This is a genomic window from Syntrophorhabdaceae bacterium, from assembly GCA_036504895.1.
Taxonomy (GTDB): domain Bacteria; phylum Desulfobacterota; class Syntrophorhabdia; order Syntrophorhabdales; family Syntrophorhabdaceae; genus PNOM01.
Map to the genome: position 1 here is coordinate 31876 of DASXUJ010000067.1, position 21096 is coordinate 52971.

The 21096-nt window shown below is 55.9% G+C and carries 16 protein-coding genes; 6 read left to right on the forward strand and 10 right to left on the reverse strand.

Annotated elements, in window-relative coordinates; genetic code table 11:
• Positions 1–416 precede the first annotated feature (416 nt).
• Positions 417–1607 (reverse strand): cyclopropane-fatty-acyl-phospholipid synthase family protein, encoded by a 1191-nt coding sequence (locus tag VGJ94_09455; GenBank protein ID HEY3276834.1) that lies wholly within the window; start codon positions 1605–1607, stop codon positions 417–419.
• A gap of 319 nt (positions 1608–1926) precedes the next feature.
• On the opposite strand from VGJ94_09455, the gene VGJ94_09460 reads away from it, so the two are divergent.
• On the forward strand, positions 1927–2235 hold the full coding sequence (locus VGJ94_09460; protein ID HEY3276835.1) for a thioredoxin domain-containing protein: 309 nt from the start codon (positions 1927–1929) through the stop codon (positions 2233–2235).
• Between the two features lie 39 nt (positions 2236–2274).
• Here VGJ94_09460 and epsC read toward each other — a convergent pair whose 3' ends face one another.
• The gene (epsC, locus tag VGJ94_09465; protein ID HEY3276836.1) at positions 2275–3249 is read right to left on the reverse strand and encodes a serine O-acetyltransferase EpsC; all 975 of its coding nucleotides are present in this window, start codon (positions 3247–3249) and stop codon (positions 2275–2277) included.
• Between the two features lie 644 nt (positions 3250–3893).
• On the opposite strand from epsC, the gene VGJ94_09470 reads away from it, so the two are divergent.
• A complete protein-coding gene (locus VGJ94_09470) occupies positions 3894–4583 on the forward strand; it encodes a BON domain-containing protein (protein HEY3276837.1) in 690 nt (229 codons plus the stop codon).
• Positions 4584–4613: 30 nt separating this feature from the next.
• Here VGJ94_09470 and VGJ94_09475 read toward each other — a convergent pair whose 3' ends face one another.
• From VGJ94_09475 to VGJ94_09500, 6 genes are all read right to left on the reverse strand, one after another.
• Positions 4614–5078 carry a universal stress protein gene (locus VGJ94_09475; protein ID HEY3276838.1) on the reverse strand — a complete coding sequence of 155 codons (465 nt, stop codon included), beginning with the start codon at positions 5076–5078 and terminating at the stop codon, positions 4614–4616.
• A gap of 318 nt (positions 5079–5396) precedes the next feature.
• Positions 5397–6479: a DNA polymerase IV gene (dinB, locus tag VGJ94_09480; protein ID HEY3276839.1), complete on the reverse strand. Its 1083-nt coding sequence runs from the start codon at positions 6477–6479 to the stop codon at positions 5397–5399.
• A 4-nt stretch (positions 6480–6483) separates the two neighbouring features.
• A complete protein-coding gene (locus tag VGJ94_09485) occupies positions 6484–7176 on the reverse strand; it encodes a DUF4410 domain-containing protein (protein ID HEY3276840.1) in 693 nt (230 codons plus the stop codon).
• Between the two features lie 12 nt (positions 7177–7188).
• A complete protein-coding gene (locus VGJ94_09490) occupies positions 7189–7959 on the reverse strand; it encodes a Sir2 family NAD-dependent protein deacetylase (protein ID HEY3276841.1) in 771 nt (256 codons plus the stop codon).
• 57 nt (positions 7960–8016) lie between these two features.
• Positions 8017–8259: a hypothetical protein gene (locus VGJ94_09495; protein HEY3276842.1), complete on the reverse strand. Its 243-nt coding sequence runs from the start codon at positions 8257–8259 to the stop codon at positions 8017–8019.
• A 99-nt stretch (positions 8260–8358) separates the two neighbouring features.
• Positions 8359–9240 carry a surface-adhesin E family protein gene (locus VGJ94_09500; GenBank protein HEY3276843.1) on the reverse strand — a complete coding sequence of 294 codons (882 nt, stop codon included), beginning with the start codon at positions 9238–9240 and terminating at the stop codon, positions 8359–8361.
• Between the two features lie 222 nt (positions 9241–9462).
• Here VGJ94_09500 and VGJ94_09505 point away from each other — a divergent pair, with 222 nt between their 5' ends.
• From VGJ94_09505 to VGJ94_09520, 4 genes are all read left to right on the forward strand, one after another.
• Positions 9463–11874: a tetratricopeptide repeat protein gene (locus VGJ94_09505; GenBank protein ID HEY3276844.1), complete on the forward strand. Its 2412-nt coding sequence runs from the start codon at positions 9463–9465 to the stop codon at positions 11872–11874.
• An 81-nt stretch (positions 11875–11955) separates the two neighbouring features.
• A complete protein-coding gene (locus tag VGJ94_09510) occupies positions 11956–12708 on the forward strand; it encodes a class I SAM-dependent methyltransferase (GenBank protein ID HEY3276845.1) in 753 nt (250 codons plus the stop codon).
• Positions 12705–13712: an NUDIX hydrolase gene (locus VGJ94_09515; protein ID HEY3276846.1), complete on the forward strand. Its 1008-nt coding sequence runs from the start codon at positions 12705–12707 to the stop codon at positions 13710–13712. The genes VGJ94_09510 and VGJ94_09515 overlap by 4 nt, the downstream gene beginning before the upstream one ends.
• Positions 13713–13726: 14 nt before the next feature.
• On the forward strand, positions 13727–15106 hold the full coding sequence (locus tag VGJ94_09520) for an MFS transporter (protein HEY3276847.1): 1380 nt from the start codon (positions 13727–13729) through the stop codon (positions 15104–15106).
• 42 nt (positions 15107–15148) lie between these two features.
• Here the strand turns inward: VGJ94_09520 and VGJ94_09525 are convergent, their stop codons facing one another.
• The gene (locus VGJ94_09525) at positions 15149–16972 is read right to left on the reverse strand and encodes a C1 family peptidase (protein HEY3276848.1); all 1824 of its coding nucleotides are present in this window, start codon (positions 16970–16972) and stop codon (positions 15149–15151) included.
• Between the two features lie 24 nt (positions 16973–16996).
• Positions 16997–20659 (reverse strand): PAS domain S-box protein, encoded by a 3663-nt coding sequence (locus VGJ94_09530; GenBank protein ID HEY3276849.1) that lies wholly within the window; start codon positions 20657–20659, stop codon positions 16997–16999.
• Positions 20660–21096 lie beyond the last annotated feature (437 nt).

The window sequence follows — 21096 nt, forward strand, 5'->3', positions numbered from 1 at the left end:
CTCATATCAAGGCGACAAGGAGGAGCCGACGAAGCCAACAGTAGGCGCTTTAAGCGGCGTACTCCAAAGTTCGCTCACCCTGAAGACCCAGAAGCGGAACATTTCGAGGCACACACCTCAAGCCGGGCCGACGTGATGTAGCTCGCACGGCGAGCGCGAGGGGGTGGCTTCGCGGGCTTTGCCCGTGGAGGGGGCGACGTGAGCCCCATTAATTGCCGTCGAGGAGAGTGACGACGCAGGCAACGACGTAGCTGCGGAAGAATCCAGCCCGCGGAAGTTCGCTCGTCCCGAAAACAGTGAAGCGGAAAGCTGCAAGCGGTGTTCCTCACGCCCGGCCGGCGTGATGTAGCTCGCACGGCGAGCGCGAGGGGATGGCTCCGCGGGCTTTGCCCGTGGAGGGGGCGACGTGAGCCCCTTTAACTGCGGTAGACGTGGGAGCGGGTTAGGGGGTAGTTGTTATTCAGTCCGTTGGTAAAAAGGATCTGATAGAGCCTTAGCTCTCCTGCACGGAAGGCTGCTGCGCAGCCGTTGAGGTATAGCCGCCACATGCGGACGAATTTTTCGTCGAACATTTCTTTAATCTGATCCGCTTTCCGTTCAAATCTTTCTGCCCACTTATCGAGGGTCAATGCGTAATGAAGGCGCAGGTTTTCGATATCCTGGGGGACAAGCCCCTTTTTCCCCATTACTTCCACTATTGTGGGGAGGTTGGGGATATAGCCTCCGGGAAAGATATACTTCATGACCCAAGGGTCGCCGGGAGACGCCTGTTCCTTTCCGATCGTATGAAGGAGGCCCGCGCCTCCGGGTTTAAGCAGGGCCTTCATTTTTTCGGTAAAGAGGGGGATAAACCCCTTCCCCACGTGCTCAAACATTCCGATGGAAACAAATTTATCGAAAGTGCCTTCCACTTCCCTGTAATCTTTGAGAAGGATCTCTACTTTCCCCTCTAATCCCGCCTCTTCCACCCGCTTTCGGGCAAGCTCGACCTGCTCCTTCGAGAGGGAGCATCCTGTGCCCTTTATCCCGTACCGGGAGGCAGCATAAATTAGCATTCCTCCCCACCCGCATCCGATGTCCACCAGGGTCTCACCTTCTCTCAGGTCCAGTTTCCGGCATATGTGTTCATATTTCTGCGCCTGGGCCTCTTCAAGGGTATTTTCGGGAACATGGAAATAGGCGCACGAATAGGTGAGACTCTCATCGAGAAAGGTCTGGTAAAAGTCATTTCCCTTGTCATAATGATGAGTTATATTTCTCCTGGACCCTCGGGGGGTATTGAGCGATTTGATGTGTTGGGTCAGGAGGGCGAGTCGGGTCCCCAAAGAAAGCTTCATGTACTGAATGAGCGGGTCCATGCCGAGTCGCATGACCTCTCCGAAATCCCCTTCTATCATAATATTGCCGTTCATATATTCTTCGGCAAAACCTAAAGTCCCTTTTTGGAAAATACTCCGGGCCGACTCTTTTGTGCTGAAACGGAGCGTGAATGCCGGCTCGTCGCCGTTCAGGTTGAAATGCTCTCCGTCCCAGAACTGCACGGCGAAAGGGATTTCGGGTAGACTGCGGGAAAGGGCCTCAAGAAGCCGTCGAAGTGTCTCTTTCATGACTTTACCCCCGGCAGGATTAGGGTCGGCCTACAAGAAGGCCGCGAGACTGCCCCCTTACAATCAAGTTACGTCATGAAAACCATCTTGTCAATTGTTTATAAAAGGGTACAATATGTGTGCTTCCTCCCCCACCTGACTTGACATTGTAAAACGACTACCCATATTTATAAATATGACCTCAAATTTTATTGTTCACTGTCCCCGTTGCGGAGCGAAAAACCGGATTCCCAAGGCAAGATGGGGGCAAAAGGCAGTATGCGGAAAATGCGGCTCCCCCCTTGCGCCCAAGGGGGCCTTCCCCGAAGGGGCTATCAGCGTGACCGACCGGAGTTTTAAAGAAGAAGTGACCGATTTTCCCGGTCCGGTTACATTGGAGTTTTACTCCCCCACCTGCGGCTACAGCCGAAAGCTTGCACCCATTATGGAAGAATTCGTCGGTCGATACGCGGGCAGGGTCAAATTCGCCAGGATCGATATCACGACCAACCGCGCCATCCCCTCCCAATACCAGATCACCGGCACCCCCACCCTGATCTTCTTCAGTAGCGGAAGATTAGTAAACCGTGTAAACGGCTTCGTCCCCAGAAACGAGATAGAAAGCCGCCTGAACTACCTCGCCGGCTAAGCAGCCCCGCCTTTTCACGCAGTTACTATATACTATATACTAGTGACTAGAGACCGGTTCCTTCTTTTTTATAATCAATTCCGGCCGCTTCAGAAATACCTGCGTGTCAGGGGGTACGGTCTCGGTGAGCCAGACGTTGCCGCCTATGACGGAGCGGGCGCCTATTACCGTGGTGCCACCCAGTATAGTGGCATTGGCGTAAATGATTACATCGTCCTCGATCGTCGGGTGGCGTTTTCTCATTCTCAAATGCTCGACCTCTTCTTTGGGAAGGGAGAGGGCGCCTATGGTCACTCCCTGGTAGATCCTCACCCTGTTGCCGATGATCGTGGTCTCTCCGATAACCACGCCTGTGCCGTGGTCGATGAAAAAGCTCTCTCCGATCTCCACGCCCGGATGGATGTCTATTCCCGTGAGGCCGTGGGCGTATTCAGTCATCATTCGGGGGATGAGGGGCACACCCTGCTCGTAGAGCTGATGGGCGATACGGTAGACGGTAATAGCGAAGAGGCCGGGGTAGCTGAAGATAATCTCATCGTAATATTTTGACGCGGGATCGCCTTCATAGGCCGCCACAATATCTTTGGAAAGCATACCCTGAAGGCGCGGAATATCATCGACGAAATTGAGGGCTGCCCTCTTTCCGCTTTCATCGCAACGGGCACAGTCGAGATCGAAGCGCATGCAGTCATGCCTGAGGGCGAAGGTGATCTGCTCCGAGAGTATCTGAAAAAGCTCTATTACATGTTGCCCGAAGTAATATCGTACATTTACCTCGTCGAGATTCGTATTGGAAAAATAGCCGGGATAGATGATTCTCATGGCCCTGCCGATGATGTCGATCACAGTGATTCTTGAGGGAATGGGCTCCAGACCGAGGTGACTGAACCGGCCCTCCTGATTGTGCGACGCCACGATGCGGTCTACTATGGGAGGGATTTCGCTCCTGAAGTCGTGGGCCGTCAGCATATCGGTCTTGCATTTTCCCTTGCCCTTCTCGTCAACCTCTCCCATACCCAGATCCTCCTTTAAATCACATTCTATGCCCATGTAATAGCACAGAATTGTTTAAGCTTCAAGTTATAAGGGGCTCACGTCGCCCCCTCAGCCGGCAAAGCCGGCTGAGCCTCCCCCTCTCGCTCGCGGTGCGAGCTACACGCGCGGGATGGATTCTCCTTGTCGTTCGTTCTGCGCTACGCGTAAATGTTACCGCGTGTCGCATGCTCACTGCTAACTGGTGCCTCCCCCCGCTTAAGGCGCTGCTTAAGGCACCTACTTTTGGCTACTGTTGGTCTCGCTCGCGGTGCGAGCTACACGCGCGGGATGGATTCTCCTTGTCGTTCGTTCTGCGCTACGCGTAAATGTTACCGCGTGTCGCATGCTCAGTACTAACACGTCGCCCCCTCAGCCGGCAAAGCCGACTGAGCCTCCATCCGCCTTAAGGCGCGTCTCGGGAAAGAAAGAGACCATTCCGCGAAAGAGCTTCGCGGGCTCTTTTGCCCAATCGAAGGAATATCTTTGAGAAAAAATGAATAAAATTGGTTGGAAAAGAGAAAGAACCGTTTAAAAAAGGGCACCGCCGTATTATATTCTATAGTGGAGCCATGTTTTCAGACGGCGCAGCCGCCCAGGCTCGCTCTGCAAAGGAGAGACCGGATATGAAAAGCGACCTGAAAATCCAGCACGATGTACTGAACGAACTCGACTTCGAACCCATGATCAATGCATCCCAGATCGCAGTAACCGTCAAAGGGGGAGTGGTGACCCTCCGCGGCGCGGTCCGGGACCTCCGTCAGAAATGGATCGCTGAATGGGGTGCAAAGAAAATAGCCGGCGTGAGGGCAGTGGTGAATGACATCGGAGTCCTTCTGCCTCCGCGGGATGAGCGATCGGACCAGGAATTGGTCGCCGCCATAGCTTTCCACTTTGAATGGAATGTTGCCATACCGCCGGAAAGCATTCGTGCCACGGCAGCCAAAGGCTGGATCACGCTGGACGGTACCGTGGAAGAGCAGCATGAGCGCCGGATCGCAGAAGAGATAGTACGCAGCTTACGAGGAGTAAAAGGCATCACGAACCAGATCGTGGTGCAGGCAAAACCTACTCCCATAGATGTCCGTTCCAAGATCGGCGAAGCCCTGAGCCGGCTTGTGGAGCTCGATGAGGACAATATTGAAGTGGAGGCACAGGATGGGACCATCACCCTTTTAGGAGAAGTCCGCTCCTGGGCTGAGCGCGAAGAAGCGGAGCGGACTGCCTGGTCCGCCCCGGGTGTTTCACAGGTTCAAAATAAGATCGTGGTAGTCGAGGCGAGTAAGATCGCCGGTCCCGGACCGTCGGACCTTTGAGCTTTTACCGCGAAAATAATTTTCCCCCCTTTACTCCCACGTATGATGCCCTTTGACCAGCATGATGGAGCAGGGCATTTTCCTCACAATCTCATGCATGCTGCCGCTGAACAGGTAGTGCTCGAGTCGCCCCTCTTCATAAGAAACCATGATGATAAGATCGATCTTTTCCTTATGGACCATCCGCTCGACTTCCGCTACTATGGGTAAGTCCGTCACCGAAACTTCGACCTCCATACCGGGTGTCGTCTCTTTTTGGATAATGTCGTCAAGTACGGCCCTGTCCGTCTGGAGCGCCCTCAGGTAATCCTCCCGGAGGGCCTTGAGAGACGGGATAGGAAGGCCCCATCCTTCGAGATCGAAGGGGTCGTATTCGGAGTGAAACACGTAGAGCTTCGCGCCCAGTTGTTTCGCCAGGGTAACGCCGTAATGAACGGCTTTCTTGCAGGTGCTCGTTGACGTGCTCACTACCATAATCTTTTTGACATCATGCATGGCTTTCTCCTTTCTTTGACTTTTTTGCGAAAAGGGCCCCGATCCCTTCTTGTCATAAATCTAAGTACGGCTGCGACTAAATACAATAGGGACAAGAAGGCGGCGCCTTGGTGAAACGAGGCGATTGCCGGCCCGGCACGCCGGGGTAACCCTATCTCGACGGCGGAGAAGACCTTCGGGACCCCTGGGACGGGTGGAGGCCGGGGGAGGCAAAATAATCATTTCAAAAACCCTGATACGCGAAGAGATAAACTATTGTGCCCTTTTCATGAAAAGGGAAGGGAACAGGCTCGGCCTCTACTCCTCCGAAATAAGAGGTTAAACCCCGGGGGCCGCAAGTTTTTCCACCCTCACCCCGATAAGTCGGATGGGCTTGCGCCCCGGGTTTTCACGGCCGTCGATAAAAGGCATGAGGAGCTTCATGGCTTCAAATTCCAGCCTTTGTTCCCGGGTTACCGGCTCAGGAAAGGTATGGGAACGGGTCCTGGTCTCGAAATCGGCAAAGCGAACGGTAATGACCACGGTCCTGAAAGAGGTGAAGCCGTCGGCGGCCACGGTCGAGAAGACACTTCTGCAAAGCCCGACGAGCTTTTCGAGGATGGTCGTCGCATCGAGGGTATCGTGGAGGAAAGTATCCTGCTCGCCTATGGACTTGGTCTCCGATAGTTCCCCCAGGGGGGTATCGTCGAGGGCACGGACCTTCCGATAGAGGTCGGCGCCCCACTTGCCCATTAGCCGCTCGAGATCGGCAATGGTAAGCTTCCTCAGGTCCGCCACTGTTTTCACTCTCAGGCGCGCGAACTTCTCCTCGGCCTTGGGTCCTATGCCGGGTATCTTGCGTATGGGCAGGGGCTCAAGGAACGCTTCGGCCTCATCTTCCCTGACTACGGTGAGGCCGTCAGGTTTTTCACGGTCCGAGGCTATTTTTGCAATAAGCTTATTGGGTCCGATCCCCACGCTGGCGGTAAGACCCGTTGCCCTGATCTCCTCTTTTATGGCACGGCAGATCTTTTCCGCGGCTTCATAGGAGCCGGCGAAGGAAAGATCGAAATATGCCTCGTCTATGCTCGCCTGTTCGACGAGGCCGGAATATCGGCTCACGATCTCCATGATCTTTTTGGACGCGGCGGAATACCTCTTGAAATTGACGGAGAGGAATATGGCAGGCTCGAGACCCTTTTTTCGCGCCTCTTCCGAATAGCGCCATGCCCATGAAATGGGCAGGGCGGAATGGATGCCGTATTCCCGTGCCTTGTAATTGGCCGTGGAGACCACACCCCTGCCTTTCCCCTCAAGTGGATCGGCCCCCACTACGATCGGTTTTCCGCGCCAGTCGGGATTTCCCCGTTCTTCGACGGCGGCAAAAAAGGCATCCATGTCCAGGTGGCCGACGATCCTCACCGGATCAGAAACCCTGTGCCTTCATATACTCCAGAATCTTGTCCGCGATCCCTGTGCCGAGCTTCTTCACTTCCCGGTCAGGTGCATTTTTTGTCATCACGTACTTCGCTCCCGCCACGTAAGGATTCTTGGTGACCACCGCCCCGGGCATCCTGTTCTTGGAGCCCCCCACAGTGGAGTCGTAGATAGGACGCAATCCCCCGTCCATCACCTCACTCAGCCTCTCCCGCACCTCCATGGAGGCCGCGCCGCTGCCGAATCCGATAACCGCCCTCTTCAGGCGGTCTCCTTCGCCGTATTCGAGAAATTCACCCTCTAAGAGCCAGGCGCCGGAAGAGGGCTCCACACCCCGCGCGATTCTCGCGCCTTTCACCCCTTTCGCAATAAGCTCCGCCACGATGGAATCTGCCAGTGTGCTTGTGATCCTCTTCGCCTTGTCCTGGGGACTCTCTTCCGGGCGGTCGACCATCTCACGCATGCGTTTTCTCACCTGGAGAGGCCCGTGGAGTCCCTTATCTGCCTTTTCGCCGGCACCGGCATCGAGGGAAAAATCACTCACCAGTATGACTGAGGGCCTTGCCGACGGTTTTACGCCCGTCCCATCCGGGCCTTCCGCGCCTCGGACAGGCGCGCAATAGACCAGAAAGATCAGGATCCCTGCCACACAGAACAGAATATAGGATATCGGTTTTTTCATCTCTCGTCTCCTTCAGGCGCTCATCTTCCTGACATGCTCCATTATGGCGGCCATGGTCGAGCCCGCAGGACCGTTCAAAATCAAGTCGGCCATGCTGTCGCAGGCAGTCTCATCGCGATTGACGATCACGAGCTTCGCCCCTGCCCGCTTGGCGATCACCGGCATATAGGCCGCGGGGTGGACTACCAGGGAAGAGCCGATCACGATAAAAAGATCACACTCTTCCGACCTCCGCGAAGCTTCGGCCGTCTCCCATTCAGGCATCGACTGGCCGAAAGATATGGTGGCGGGTTTGAGAAGCCCCCCGCAGCCCCCGCAGCGCGGCGCCTTGTCTCCACGGGCAATTCGCTCCTGTACGGCATCTCTCTCATACCGGGCATGGCAGGAGAGGCAGGTCACGTGCATGGCCGTCCCGTGCAGCTCGAGGACCTTCTCTTCCGAATTGCCTGCCTTGAAATGAAGGCCGTCGATATTCTGGGTGATAAGGCAGTCGAGCTTTCCCATCCGCTCGAGCTCGGCGATCGCGAGATGGCCCGCGTTCGGTTTGGCATCCCGCATGGCATCATACATCTCAGTTGCCATCTGCCAGTACTTTTCCCGGGATGATTCGTGGGAGACGAAGTTCTGAAAATAAAAATCCTCCGGGTCGTACTTGTCCCACACACCGCCGGGGCTCCTGAAGTCAGGTATCCCCGATTCGGTGCTCAATCCCGCGCCGACGAAGACGACGATGGTATTCGAGCCCGCGATCCACTCCGCTACCTGCCGTATCTTTTCCTCCATGACAGCCTCCTTCCGGGAAAATATCCAAAGCAAGAATAGTACGGTCCGGATGAGGAGTCAAGGCTTACGGGAGTGAGAGCGTGCGCTTTCAGTCTCCGAATACTTCCGGGGATCAGGAGGAAATTTCTTCCAGAATCCGGCCCTTTCAAGCTGGGCATTTATCTCGCCCGGTGTTTTCGATTGGTCGTGCTTCAAATAGATGGTAAGAAGGATCGTCGGCTCGGACCTCTCCTCTTCACACCAGGAATCGGTTGCCACAAGAAGAGTGAGAATGAAAAGAAGGATCGTTGCGAGGGACACGATACGGACCTTTCCCGTGGAAGACCTCCTTCACCTGGGGGCTTGGACGGGTTCCCGTCCAGGGGGACTATAGGTCCTCCGCCAGGGAAAATCAATCGCCTATCGCGTCTTCCGGTCTTTCGGCGTCGAGGTATAGAGGGAGGTGTAGAAGGAGTACCTGTACTCGGAAGAGACGGCGGCATCATGGGTCACGGGCGGGATGAACGGGGTGCCCGGCAGGGGCTTGTACTCTATCCTGTAGCTCCCCTTGCGGGTTGACTCATCCACTGGAAGGCCGCAGACCGCCTCGCCGCTCTTTTTCCACTCCTTGCCCTCGACCCTCCACTGCGCGCCCGCCTGAATTGCCTCCTGGGGCTCGATAAGGACCATGATGCCTGCGCTCTCGCACGGACCATTCGCCGGTTTAGCGCCGGCTTTTCGTGCCTCGCCCTCGGGTGCCTGGGCGCAGAGCTTTTCCATGAGGCCCTTTATGTCAGGCCCGGGCCGACGGCCCCGCACGTTGACCGCCTGCTCGACCAGGAGGGTTCCGTCGGAGCTGAAAAGGGCCATCTTTGCAAGATCATAGGTCATGGCCGCGCAATTCGCCTCGTGAAAGGAGTTGAAATACTCGAGAACACGGGGGTCTCTTCCTCCTTTCTCGACCATTTTCTGCCCTTCGGTAAAGAGTGTGTTATTTTTGGGAGGGGCAACGCGGGTCCAGAACTTGACGACCTTACGGTCCCCGCTTCGCTGCACATTTTTAGAATCATAATAAAGGGTTACTCCATCCTTCGCCGAGCCGCAGGCGACCCACCGGTCCGGGTCCGCATCTTTGCGGGCGTCTTGTTTCGCCGGAGGGGACTTCGGCCGGGCGGACGGGGCCGGAGGCTTGGAAGGAGTCTCTCCGGTTCCCGGGCCCGAACATGAGGCGACCGACATGAAAGCCCATACGATTATAGCCGCCCCGGCACATGCGGCAAAGGTCCTGCCCGTCCGCTCCATTCCTTCTTCTCCTTTCCCTGACAAGGGGATAAATCCGGGTGTACAAAACTATTATCGTCACTGCGGGCCGAAGGTTAATACTTTTTGGCACGAAGATTGCTGCGAAGATCACATAAAGGTAGATCGGAAGGGGAGAATGAGCCTTCTTTGACGGAAGTCGCTGTTTTCCGGCCTTCGGCCCGTCAGTCCCTTGACGGGGAATCGCCGCCACAGGGAGAACTCATGGGTGAGTCGGGGACCCATCGGAATGGGAAGGATAAAAAGGCATACGACTTTCTCCGTACAGGACATCTCGCGGAGGCGGAGCACCTATGCAGGATGAGCCTCGCCGCCGATCCCGACAATGGGTCGGCCAGGCATATTCTCGCACTGGTCTTTGCAGCCGGGGCCGACTATGAGGCTGCCGAAGAGCAGACGGCCGGGGCAATACGTATCGATCCGGAGAACCCTCTCTACCATTGCACCATGGGGGACGTCTGTCGCAGCCTCGGGAGAAGCGCCGATGCCATGGACTTTTATGAGCGCGCGACAAGCTTCGACCCGGGGCTTGTGCCTGCCTGGATCAACCTCGGGATCACCTGTCACGAGCTGGGCCTCTTCGAGAGGGCCCTTGGAAGCTTCGATCGTGCCGTCGGAATCGATCCCGGCTCCGGTATACCGTGGGCTTGCAGGGGAAATGTGCTATTGGAGCTGGGGCGTTTCCGGGAAGGGACCTCCTCCTTTATCCGCGGCGCTATTCTTTCACCGGGATTAATGGAAGCTTACGGCTCCCTCTCAAGGGCGCTCATGGCGTCGGACGATATGAAAGAGGGGTTTGCCGGCTGCCTCGAAACTTTCGGGGCGGAATCGAATGGGATCGAGATATTATCGAATTTCGGGGCTGTCCTGCAGGAGGAGGGCCGCCTCGAAGAGGCAATAGAATGCTTTACCCGTATCGTAACGCAGGATCCGTCCCGCGCCGACGGGTTCAACAACCTCGGCCTTGCCCAAAAAAGAACCGGCCGCTACGAGGAAGCCTCCAAAAGCTTTGAACAAGCGATCGCGCTTAGACCCGATTTCGTGGAGGCTTATAATAATTTGGGCGTGGCCTGTTACGGGCGAGGCCTTTTCGAAGAGGCGAGAAGCCATTTCGAGACCACTGTGGGCCTGAGAGAGACCTACGCCACGGGATATACGAACCTTGGAATGATTCTCGCCGAAGAAGGCCGTACCGAAGCAGCACGGGCCTGCTACGAAAAGGCGGATGCCATCGCGCCCGATCCGGGACTGAAAGTAGCGCTCGCGACTCTCGTCCCCGTCATATGCCGCTCTCTTGAAGAGATCGATGCGACCCCTGTCCGTCTCAGGGAGAACCTTGCGGCCCTTCTGGATAGGGGCGTCGCAATCGAAGACCCCATACGTCAGATAGGAAGGGCAAATTTCTATCTCCCATACCAGGGCGGCGACCGATCGCTCCAGGAAAAGCTCGCGGAATTCTATGGACATATATGCCCCGGTCTTCGATATACTGCCTCTCATTGCAGAGAAGAGCGCCGGCGGCCCGTGGGGAAAAAGATAAAGATCGCCATCGTTTCCCGCCATCTGAAAGAGCATACCATCGGTAATTATATGAAGGGCATCATTGCCCATCTCGACAGGAGCGCCTTCGAGATCCATACCGTCCTCTTCCCCAATCCCCGTGACGAGACGATCGAATTCATCGAAGCCCACTCCGATCGCACGACAGTTGCCCCCGAATCACTGCGTGAGCTGCGCCGGCTCATTGCGGAAATAGAGGCCGATATCCTCCTCTACCCCGACATAGGCATGGAGCCCTACACCTATTTCCTGGCCATGAGCAGGCTGGCGCCTGTCCAGTGCGTGTTCTACGGGCACCCCATCACTACCGGCATAGGCTCTGTCGATTACTTTATCTCTCACGAAGACTGTGAGACCCCGGATAGCGCGGCCCATTATACGGAGAGACTCGTCGCCCTTCCGGCCCGCGTCGCCTACACCTATTATTATAAACCCCGAATAAAGGGTCCCCCTGCAAAAAAGGCAGATTTCTCCCTGCCCGACTCCGCCCACCTCTACCTCTGTTCTCAATCGCTCTTCAAAGTGCACCCCTATTTTGACGGGATTCTTGCCGCCGTCCTGTCCCGTGACCCGGAGGCCCTTATCCTCTTCTTTCATGGAAAACATGCAAGCTGGGCAGACCTGCTCAAGGCGCGCCTCGAAAAGACCCTGCGGATTATGTCGGAGCGCGTGAGGTTCCTGCCGAGATATGAGTACGACGACTACCTGAGACTCGTGGCCCTCGCGGACGCAGCCCTCGACACCACCCATTTCAACGGCGGCGCCACCACCTTCGATGCCTTCGCCGTGGGCACGCCGGTCGTCACCCTCCCCGGAGAATATATGCGCGGCCGCCAGACTTATGCGCTCTATAAGCGGATGGGCCTCCTGGAATGCGTGGCCGGGACTCCCGACGAGTACGCGGACATTGCCCTGCGCCTCGGTAAGGATCCTCTTTTCCGGGGGGAGATTAAGGAAAAAATTCTCGCCCGCAACAATCTCATATTCGAAGACGAGAATATGGTAAGAGAGCTTGAAGTGCTTTTTAAGGGCATGTTCGCGAAGAGAGGCATTTAAGCCCTTTGGATCTTGTTTTTCTGAACGTCCCGCCCCGGCTTTTTGATTGCATTCAAACCCGATAAGCGCTATATAACGAGAGTGAGCCTTATCACTCAGAGTTATTCCGACCTGCCGGTCCATAAACTGATCGGCAGCCTGATAAGAAAATATTCCATAAACAAGGTGGACATACGCGATCTGGCCCTGGGCCTGGTCGATATGAGTGCGGTGCGGACTATACTCGATCTCGGCTCGGGGTATGGGTGGTTCGAACAGGCCCTTCACGGCCCTTTCAATCGTGTTATCGGAATCGATTGCCTCGAAGAGAACCGCGATGAATTCCTGAAGACCGCCGGGAAAATCACGAAGGAGGCAGTCTTCAGGAAAGTCCTGCTCCCGGCGCCCATCGATGGGCCCTCCGATTATTTCGATCTCGTGGTGGCTGCCTATTCCCTCTATTTCTTTCCCGGCATAATTGATGAGGTTGCGCGGGTGCTCCGTCCGGACGGGGTCTTTCTGATTATCACCCACAGCGAGGCCATGCTCCGGGAGGGGGAACGGTTCTTCTCCTTTTCCAATCTCAAAAAAGTGATCCAGGGTTTTTCCGCCGAGAACGGGGAAGAGATCCTCAGACCCCGCTTCACCCGCATTGCCTTCGCCGACTATGAAAATTCACTCGTCTTCGACCGGCGGGATAAGGAAGAACTCGCGCGCTACATCGATTTCAAGAGGTCCTTTATCTCCCGAGACGTGGCGCCCGGGGAAGCAAGGGATACCATACTCGCTGCCCTCGAGCGTGAAGGCAGGCTTGCTTTCAATAAAAACGACCGCATCTTTGTGGTGCGGAAATGAAGGCGAGAATATTCTGCAGTTTTTGCCGCACAACCCTCGATACGGAAGTCCAGGAGGGTAAAGCGAGGCAGATCTGCCCGAACTGCGGACAGGTTTATTATGAGAACCCGCTGCCCGTTGCCTCTATAATCCTCGCAAACCGGGAGCGGGAGATCGTTCTCGTAAAAAGGGCGCGTGACCCCTTCAAAAATATGTGGTGCTGCCCCATCGGTTTTGCCGAGACAGGGGAGAGCATCGAAGACGCGGCCTTGAGGGAACTCAGGGAGGAGACAGGCATAGAGGGACGGATCGTCCAGCTCATCGACGTAAGCTCCCATACGAATGACTTTTATGGCGACCTGCTCATCGTGAGCTTCGAAGCGGAGAAGACAGGGGGCGCGGAGATCGCGGGAGACGATGCGCTCGAATGCCGGTACTTCCCCATAAGGAGCCTGCCGAAGCTCGCATTCGATTCTCAGACCGCGGCGCTCCGTAAATTCGTCGATCTGAAAAAAGACCTGTGGAACATGCACGATTCTTTCGAGACCTTCGTGGAGGAGACGGTGAAGGACCGCGCCGTCCCTGCCGGGAGGCTCCTCTCGGACGACCTGGCCCGGGCCGTCCAGGCGAATTCGGCCCGGATCATAGAGCTGTGGATCGACGACGTGAGCACGAACCCTTCGACCGGCTCCTTCCATAAACTCGACAGGGCAGAGCTGGGCCGGAGGGCAGGCTTCATCTTTACCCAGTTCGAAGCATGGCTCATGGGGAAGAAGGAGGACGAGGGACTGAAAGGGTTTTACTCGGACCTCGGTATCCTGAGACATGAGAAAAGAATACCCATGATAGAGCTTATCAGCTCCCTTGCCATCCTCAAAAAACATGCCTGGATGTTCATGTATGCCTCAGGCGTATGGGACAAGGCGGTTGACATATACCGCATGTGCGAGCTGGGAGAGCGCCTCGTCTACTTCTTTGACAAGGCCACCCATTACGCAGTCATGGGATACGATCGTAAGAAATAAGTATAGGGTGAATAATGGATGAACAAGATCTGAAGACAACGCAAAAGTCGGTCCTCATCGTGGCCACCGTCTCCTCCTTTCTCACGCCCCTTTCCCTCGCCACGGTCAATGTCGCCCTTCCCCGCATAGGGAGGGCCTTTTCAGCCGATGCCATAACGTTAAACTGGGTAGCCACCATTTATCTCCTTACAGCAGCCATGTTCCTCGTGCCCTTTGGAAAAATCTCCGACATATATGGAAGAAGGAAAATATTCATTTACGGCATGTGGGTCTTCACCGTCTCGTCACTCTGCCTCGGCCTCGCGCCCTCCGTCGGAAGCCTTCTCGCGTTCAGGGCCCTTCAGGGGATCGGCTCCTCCATGGTCTTCGGCACGGGCGTGGCCATGCTTACCTCCGTCTATCCGCCTGGAGAGAGGGGGCATGCCCTGGGGATCAACATCGCCGCCGTCTATCTCGGTCTCTCGTGCGGTCCCTTTGTGGGGGGTCTTCTCACCCAGCACCTGGGATGGAGAAGTGTCTTCCTTTTTAACGTGCCCCTCGGCTTCTTCGTGATCTTTCTGAGCATCAAAAAATTGAAGCAGGAATGGGCGGAGGCACGGGGGGAATCCCTCGATATCGCCGGCTCCCTCATCTATGCCCTCACTCTTCTCCTCCTCATGTATGGGTTCTCGCGCCTGCCGTCAGTGACAGGCCTTCTCTTCGTATTATCGGGAATGGCAGCCATAGGGGCCTTTATATGGTGGGAATTGAGGACAAAGACGCCTATCCTCGAGATCAGCCTCTTTGTTACCAATAAGGTCTTCACCCTTTCCAACGTAGCCGCTCTCATCAATTACAGCGCGACTTTTGCGGTAGGTTTTCTTTTGAGTCTCTACCTTCAGTACATAAAAGGGCTCACCCCGCAGAGCGCGGGTTTAGTCCTCGTATCTCAACCAATTGTTCAGGCCGCCTTTTCGCCCCTTGCAGGGAAACTCTCAGACAGGATAGAGCCGAGGCTGGTCGCCTCTGCGGGAATGGCCCTTACCACCGTGGGACTTATCCTTCTTGCCCTGCTCACGGCCGCCACTCCCCTGCCCTACATTATTGCAAGTCTTGCGGTCCTGGGCTTCGGCTTTGCCCTCTTCTCCTCTCCCAATTCAAATGCGATCATGTCATCCGTAGAGAACAGGTTCTACGGCATCGCGTCGTCCACCCTTGCCACCACGCGGCTCATAGGCCAGATGCTCAGCATGGGTATCGCCATGGTGGTCTTCGCGCTTTTTATCGGTAAAGTAGCGATTACCCCACCCTATTATGGCCTGCTGGTCAAGAGCACGAAGATTATCTTCACTATTTTCGCGATACTTTGCGTGGGTGGAACCTTCGCATCATTGACGAGAGGCAACCTCCGCTGAACCCTTCGCAACCCGGCCATGGATGCCGGAGCGGCGCATGATCTATCTGCCTTGCCCCGTGAGGTTCAGGAGAAGCGGTGTGGTGAGCCGTGCAGGGTCGTTCGAAGGTATCGTGAGGGATGCCCTCCTCACCCCTTTTGCGCCGGGGCGAAAGGAGAGGCTAAGGACACACGGAACACCTCCCGTGCCCTGAGAGACAATGACGGGGCAGGTCCCGGAAAGGCTGAAATCTGAGGCATGGACGCCGTCTATCACCGGCACGCCGACAATAAGGTCGGACAGACCCGTATTCCTTACGGAAATATTCTTCGTGAGAGGCGTTCCACCGACGGGCGCGGCGCCGAACCTGAAGGCCCCGGGACTGACGCTCATTCTTGGGGGAAGGGCATTGCCCGAAAGAGGGACTGTAAGGCCCGCCTGTCTTTTCGGGTCATTCGATAAAATACGCATGGCAGCCGACTTTTTTCCATAAGAGATCGCCGTGAGACCCACATTCATGATGCACTCCCCTGCCGCCGGGACCCGGGCGCAGTCCGTATGGGAAAAATCAATGTAATCCCTTCCAAAGAGCGTGATCCCGTCGATCGAGAGCTCCCCTGTCCCAATATTACGCACCCTGAGGGACTTACGGCTCTCATTGCCTGCCTTTATGGGTCCGAAACTGAGGTTGGCGGGGGTAACAACCATGCGCGCGGGTAATTGAAAAGAGGCGCTTACGACTTTGTCGCCCGTCAGCGTTACCGAGCAGACTGCGCCGTCCGTGGTGTCGCACCCGTTCCATCCATTAAAAACCACACGGGCCGAGCCCGCGGCTATTGCCGTTACAATCGAGCCCTCGGGATAACGGCCGGCTCCTCCCGCGGTCTTCCAGGCAGGACCGGACAAGGCCACCTTACCGCCCCCGGCCCCTTCTCCCACCTTATTTACCGTAAGGAGGTGCATGGGCTGAGTGGCGTACGCGATCGTATAGCTGCCGAAGGCCACGTTGTTCGTGAGCTCGGAATAGGCGATTCGAAAAAAACCGGCTTCCCCCCATTCCGCGCCCCAGCTGTTCTTCGCGATAAAACATTGCTCCCGGTCATCATAGCCTATTATCAATGGCGCGTGAAGACCCGCGAAGGCGCCGGTCGTATAGGAGTAAACTCCGGACACATAGGCAAAAAAGTCGTTGAATACCTTCATTGAAGTGACGACAGGCCCATACGCGATGAGAGCCGCTTTCAGCGCATCCACGGACGGCTCGGTGGAGACCACATAAGCCCAGCCGGTGATTTTCACGGTGCCGTCTCTCCAATCGGACTGGGCTGAGCTGCAGGCGCCGTCAGTGCCCGTGTAGGGATAGCATGTTTCGGGAGGCAGGCCGGTGGAAGCGAGGAAATCGGAGGTGCGGTCCATGTAGCCGCCGCTGCAGTTTCCTACGAGGGGCCCGCCGCAGGAGACGAGGATCTGCTCCGCAAGATTAAGGTCGGTTCCCGGAGTTCCCCGGACTCTCAAATGGGCGGCCTCCAGGGCGGCCGTTGCTCCGAAGGCCCAGCAGGAGCCGCAGGCCCCCTGGTCTCTCGGGGGCGTGACGAAGTTGCCCCCCTCGTTTCTCCAGTCGAAGTGAGCGGGAAGGGACGCCGCCTCTGCGGCCCTCGCCCAGGCCGCTGAGGCTTCAGTCTGTTCCTCCGTGACTACAGGCGGCAACATGCCGAGACGGCTCCGTCTTTCTTCCTCCGCCATGCCCATAAGGGGTGTCTCCCCCGCGGTCCATGACGCGCGCTTCGCTCCGATGGCAGTCTTTATGTCGCCGACCTCATCCCCGTGCACGTTCTGGAGGAAGAGGAGGACCATCACCAACACGAAGATCAGGGAAAGGGGCTTCATTTGGAATTTATACTATAGAATCCCTCACCTGTCGAGCACCTCCCGCACCTTCCGCAGAAGCTCGAGGGGTGATACGGGTTTTGAGATGAAATCAAGCTCTTTCGCCTCAATCCCTTTGTCGAGGATCACGTCTCTCGTGTAGCCGCTGGTAAAGAGGACCTTTACGGACGGGTCTCTTCTGTTGATCTCGTTGTACGCCTGTCTGCCGTTTTTTCGCGGCATCACCGAGTCGAGTATGACGAGTGCGATATCCCTGCTCTTCGAGAATTGGTCTATCGCGTCCTCCCCGTCGATCGCTTCTATGACGGAATAGCCGCTTCCGGTGAGTACCGCATTGAGAAGAGAGCGCACGGTTTGATCGTCTTCCGCCACCAGGACCGTCTCAGTCCCGTGTTTTATCTCGGGAAGAGGGCCGGCCGCCTCTTTTGCCGGGCATTGGGAAAGGGGAAGATAGATGTGAAAGGCAGTGCCCACTTCCGGCTCGCTGTAGACGTAAATATAACCGTGGTGCTGCTTTACTATCCCGTAGACCGTGGACAGGCCGATCCCTGTGCCCCTCCCCACCGCCTTGGTGGTAAAGAAGGGATCGAATATCTTCTCTTTCATCGCCTCATCCATGCCGAGACCCGTATCGGTGACCGAAAGGAGGGCATAGGCGCCCGGATTGTCGAAACCATGAATCCGGACGAACTCCTTATCCAGGGTCACCGGTTTCGTCTCGATGGAGAGGGTACCCCCTTCCGTCATTGCATCCCGGGCATTCGTGACCAGATTGAAGAGTATCTGGTCGATCTGGCTAGAATCGGCCATGACGATCATCTCCTCAGGGGAAAGCTTGAGCTTCACCTCGATATCCTCCGTAAGAAGGCGGCCGAAGAGTTTTCCGGCGGTTCTTATGAGCTCGTTTATGTCGTGGGGCTCCAGGGCGAGGGGCTGTGTTCTGCTGAAGGCAAGGAGACCCCGGGTAAGGTTCGCCGCTTTCTGGGACGCGGTCATAATCCGGTCCACATACACCCTTAAGGGGTTTGAAGCTTCGGTGCGCATCTGGAGCAGATTGGCGTAACCTATCAGCACCGTGAGGAGATTGTTGAAATCATGGGCAATCCCGCCTGCGAGGGTCCCGATAGCCTCCATTTTTTGGGATTGACGGAGCTGGGCCTCGAGAGACTTCTCCCTCGTGATATCGATCAGCGTTCCCGTAGCGGCAGGCTGCCCGTCGTAGACCATGGTGCCGCCCAGGACCTTCACGTTTATGACCTTCCCATCCTTTTTCATGGTTCTGAATTCATATTCGATGAAATTCTGTTCACCGGAGAGCCTTTTCTTTATATTCTCCTCCACCAGATGCCTGTCTTCCGGTATCGCGTTGGCCACAGGGTTAAGGCGGCCCACTATCTCTTCACGCTCGTATCCGAAAATCTCGCAGAAGCCCCTGTTTACGAAACGGAATACCCCGTCCTGCACCACGTAGAAGCCCATGAGGGAGCTCTCCACCACGCTCCGGTATTTCTCCTCCGATTCCCTGAGCGCCTCCTCGGCGCGCTTGCGGTCGGTGATGTCGTGCATGACGAGGACCGCCCGGTCGATCTCTCCCGCTCCCATTATCGGTAAATAGGTGGCGTAGAAATCCCGCTCCCCCATTCCGGGGTAGGATTGTTTCATTTCGATCTGGATTACATCACCTTTAAAGCATGCCTCGAGCAGGGTTTTTATGACCTTCTCGAAAAGCTCTTTTCCGATAATCTCTTCCACCCGACGGCCTATCACCTCTTCTCGGCTTATCATGCGGTATTTGAGATAGGACTGGTTGACGGCCCTGTAGCGATAGGACCTGTCGAGGACGATCATGATGTCCCGCGACCCTTCCATAGCTTTCTGATATTCCCTCAACTCCTCGTGGGCCCTCTTTTTCTCCGTTACATCCCGGAATATCCAGAGCCTTCCGAAGTGCTCCCCGTTCCTGCCGATTACGGGCGACGAATACCGGTCGACGGTGGTGCCGTCTTTGAGCTCCACCTCGTCGCGGCTCGTTTCGTCTTCATGGTCGGAGAGGTAACGGACCCGTTCCAGAAACTGCTCCGGGTCCTTTGTGAGGTCCGTAACCCATTCCAGAAAAGACGTATCTTCGTCGTCCGCGGTGATCGTCGCCGGGGCGCCTATTTTCTCGAGAAATAACCTGTTCTGAAGAATTCTTTTCCCCTTGTGGGTAACGAGGATTGCATCGGGCGATGCGTTGAGCTGTGCCTCGAGGAGGGCAGTCTTCTGAAGAAGCTCTCTCCCCTTTTCGTTTCTTTCCGTAATATCCTGGGCCGTTCCTTCATGGCGGACCACCCGCCCCTCCCCGTCACGTACCGCACGGGCATTGAACGATGCGAGAAAGGTACTCCCGTCTTTCCGGAAAAGCTCAACTTCGAATTGATTTACCTCCCCCTTTTCACTCAGCTCCTGCATGAAGGGCAGGCGCAATTCCGGATGGACGTAGGTATCTTCGATATGACGTACCGACGTCATCATCTCCTCGGGATTGTCATAGCCGTGCATATGGGCGAGGGCGGGGTTGGCCATGAGAAGGCGGCCCCCGGGGCTGGTCTGAAAAATGCCCTCTATGCTGCTTTCGAAGATATGGCGGTATTTCTCCTCCGATTCCCTGAGCGCCTCCTCTGCCCGCCTCCTCTTCTCTTCTTCGGCGATAATTCCCCCGGCGCGAAAACTATAATAGGAAAAAATAATGCTTCCCACCAGAAGGACCGCAAAAAGGAGGAGCAGCTTGTTGCGGAAGAGGACCATATCTTCCAATATCTCCTCTTCCGGGGTCCCCACCGCAATGGACCATCTGGCAGCCCCGACCGCGGCGGGCGCGTAGGCGACATGTTTCTTGAGGGCCGTCATGCGCTCCCCGTCCCGCTTGTGGAGATAATAGATGCCCGTACCCGTCTTTCCCGCCATCATTTCGCGGGCGAGGGAGATCATGCTCTGCGACCCGTTGGACGCTGCGCTGAGGGAACGGCCCATGTGGCCCGGAATGGGGCAGTAGATCTCCGTACCCCGGTCGTTGATCGCCCAGGCGCCTCCTGTCTTTGCGACCTTTATTCCGGACAAAAAGTCCTGCGAGACATGGTCGAAATCGATAAGCACTCCCACGGTACCCGCAAAACGGCCGCCATCGAAGACGGGATAGTGATATGCAATGGTCTGGAAGCCCTGAATGGCGGTAAAAACCTCGCTTACCGCGGGTTCCCGTTTTGAGAGAACGTCCCGGATGTGGGGCTGGTGAGATATATCTTTCCCCGCCGTACCAATCGAATAAGGCACGGTATACACGATCCTCCCATACTCGTCGATTCGGGATACACCTCTGACGTCGCGGCCCTGGGCGCGAAAGATCGTCTCCATGACCTCTTTCCCTTCCATGTTCAGACGGATAATGCGCCGGTCCGTGGAGAGAACTTTCAAGGTCCTCTCGTGCTGGGCCATGAGCTTTTCGATGCTCCTTGCCGCCTGTTTGGCGAGAACCATCTGCCGCTTATTGTATTCTTCTATGAGGTTGGCTTTCACCTGACCGTAAAAGGAGAAGAAGAGGTATCCGCAAAGGAAGATGACAAGGGCCAGCAGCACAAAGCCGCCCTCTCTTTGAAGCCTTTTCCGTAGCCTTTTCAGGCAGGAGGCGTCAAAGCGGAACCGATTCATCTCATCTTCCGGACATGCCCTTTCGGCACGCGCCATATCTTGTTGCGACTTTCCCGGGGCTGTATCATATTATTATTATCGGTTCCCGGGGTTTATCACTTAATGACATGCGGGCACGGTTTTTAAAGGTTGAGCTCATCCCGGGCATAGGGCAAGCCTGTCCCCCTTTTGTGAAATATTTTAACAAAGAGGGACGGGGGGCTGGACTTTTTCTCTCCCTCATGTTACTTTTAGGAGGTATTGGTTATGCTCCATTATTTGCATTACCTTGCAGCATAATGATCCACATGCGAGAGGCATAAAACTAATGTATCAGTTTAGAAACAATATAAGCATTCTCAAGGTTTTAGCCTTCCGGTTGATTCCGTCTTTATCGCTGAAAGTTATCAATCCGGAAACAGGCCGGCGAATGAAGGTATTAAGAAAGGAGGGGGCTT

Bases quoted from the DNA above. Each gene is read 5' to 3' on its own strand.
- VGJ94_09455 (HEY3276834.1), bottom strand. From the start codon at position 1,607: ATGAAAGAGACACTTCGACGGCTTCTTGAGGCCCTTTCCCGCAGTCTA.
- epsC (HEY3276836.1), bottom strand. From the start codon at position 3,249: ATGGGAGAGGTTGACGAGAAGGGCAAGGGAAAATGCAAGACCGATATG.
- VGJ94_09470 (HEY3276837.1), top strand. From the start codon at position 3,894: ATGAAAAGCGACCTGAAAATCCAGCACGATGTACTGAACGAACTCGAC.
- VGJ94_09475 (HEY3276838.1), bottom strand. From the start codon at position 5,078: ATGCATGATGTCAAAAAGATTATGGTAGTGAGCACGTCAACGAGCACC.
- VGJ94_09485 (HEY3276840.1), bottom strand. From the start codon at position 7,176: ATGAAAAAACCGATATCCTATATTCTGTTCTGTGTGGCAGGGATCCTG.
- VGJ94_09490 (HEY3276841.1), bottom strand. From the start codon at position 7,959: ATGGAGGAAAAGATACGGCAGGTAGCGGAGTGGATCGCGGGCTCGAAT.
- VGJ94_09500 (HEY3276843.1), bottom strand. From the start codon at position 9,240: ATGGAGCGGACGGGCAGGACCTTTGCCGCATGTGCCGGGGCGGCTATA.
- VGJ94_09505 (HEY3276844.1), top strand. From the start codon at position 9,463: ATGGGTGAGTCGGGGACCCATCGGAATGGGAAGGATAAAAAGGCATAC.
- VGJ94_09515 (HEY3276846.1), top strand. From the start codon at position 12,705: ATGAAGGCGAGAATATTCTGCAGTTTTTGCCGCACAACCCTCGATACG.
- VGJ94_09520 (HEY3276847.1), top strand. From the start codon at position 13,727: ATGGATGAACAAGATCTGAAGACAACGCAAAAGTCGGTCCTCATCGTG.
- VGJ94_09525 (HEY3276848.1), bottom strand. From the start codon at position 16,972: ATGAAGCCCCTTTCCCTGATCTTCGTGTTGGTGATGGTCCTCCTCTTC.
- VGJ94_09530 (HEY3276849.1), bottom strand. From the start codon at position 20,659: ATGAATCGGTTCCGCTTTGACGCCTCCTGCCTGAAAAGGCTACGGAAA.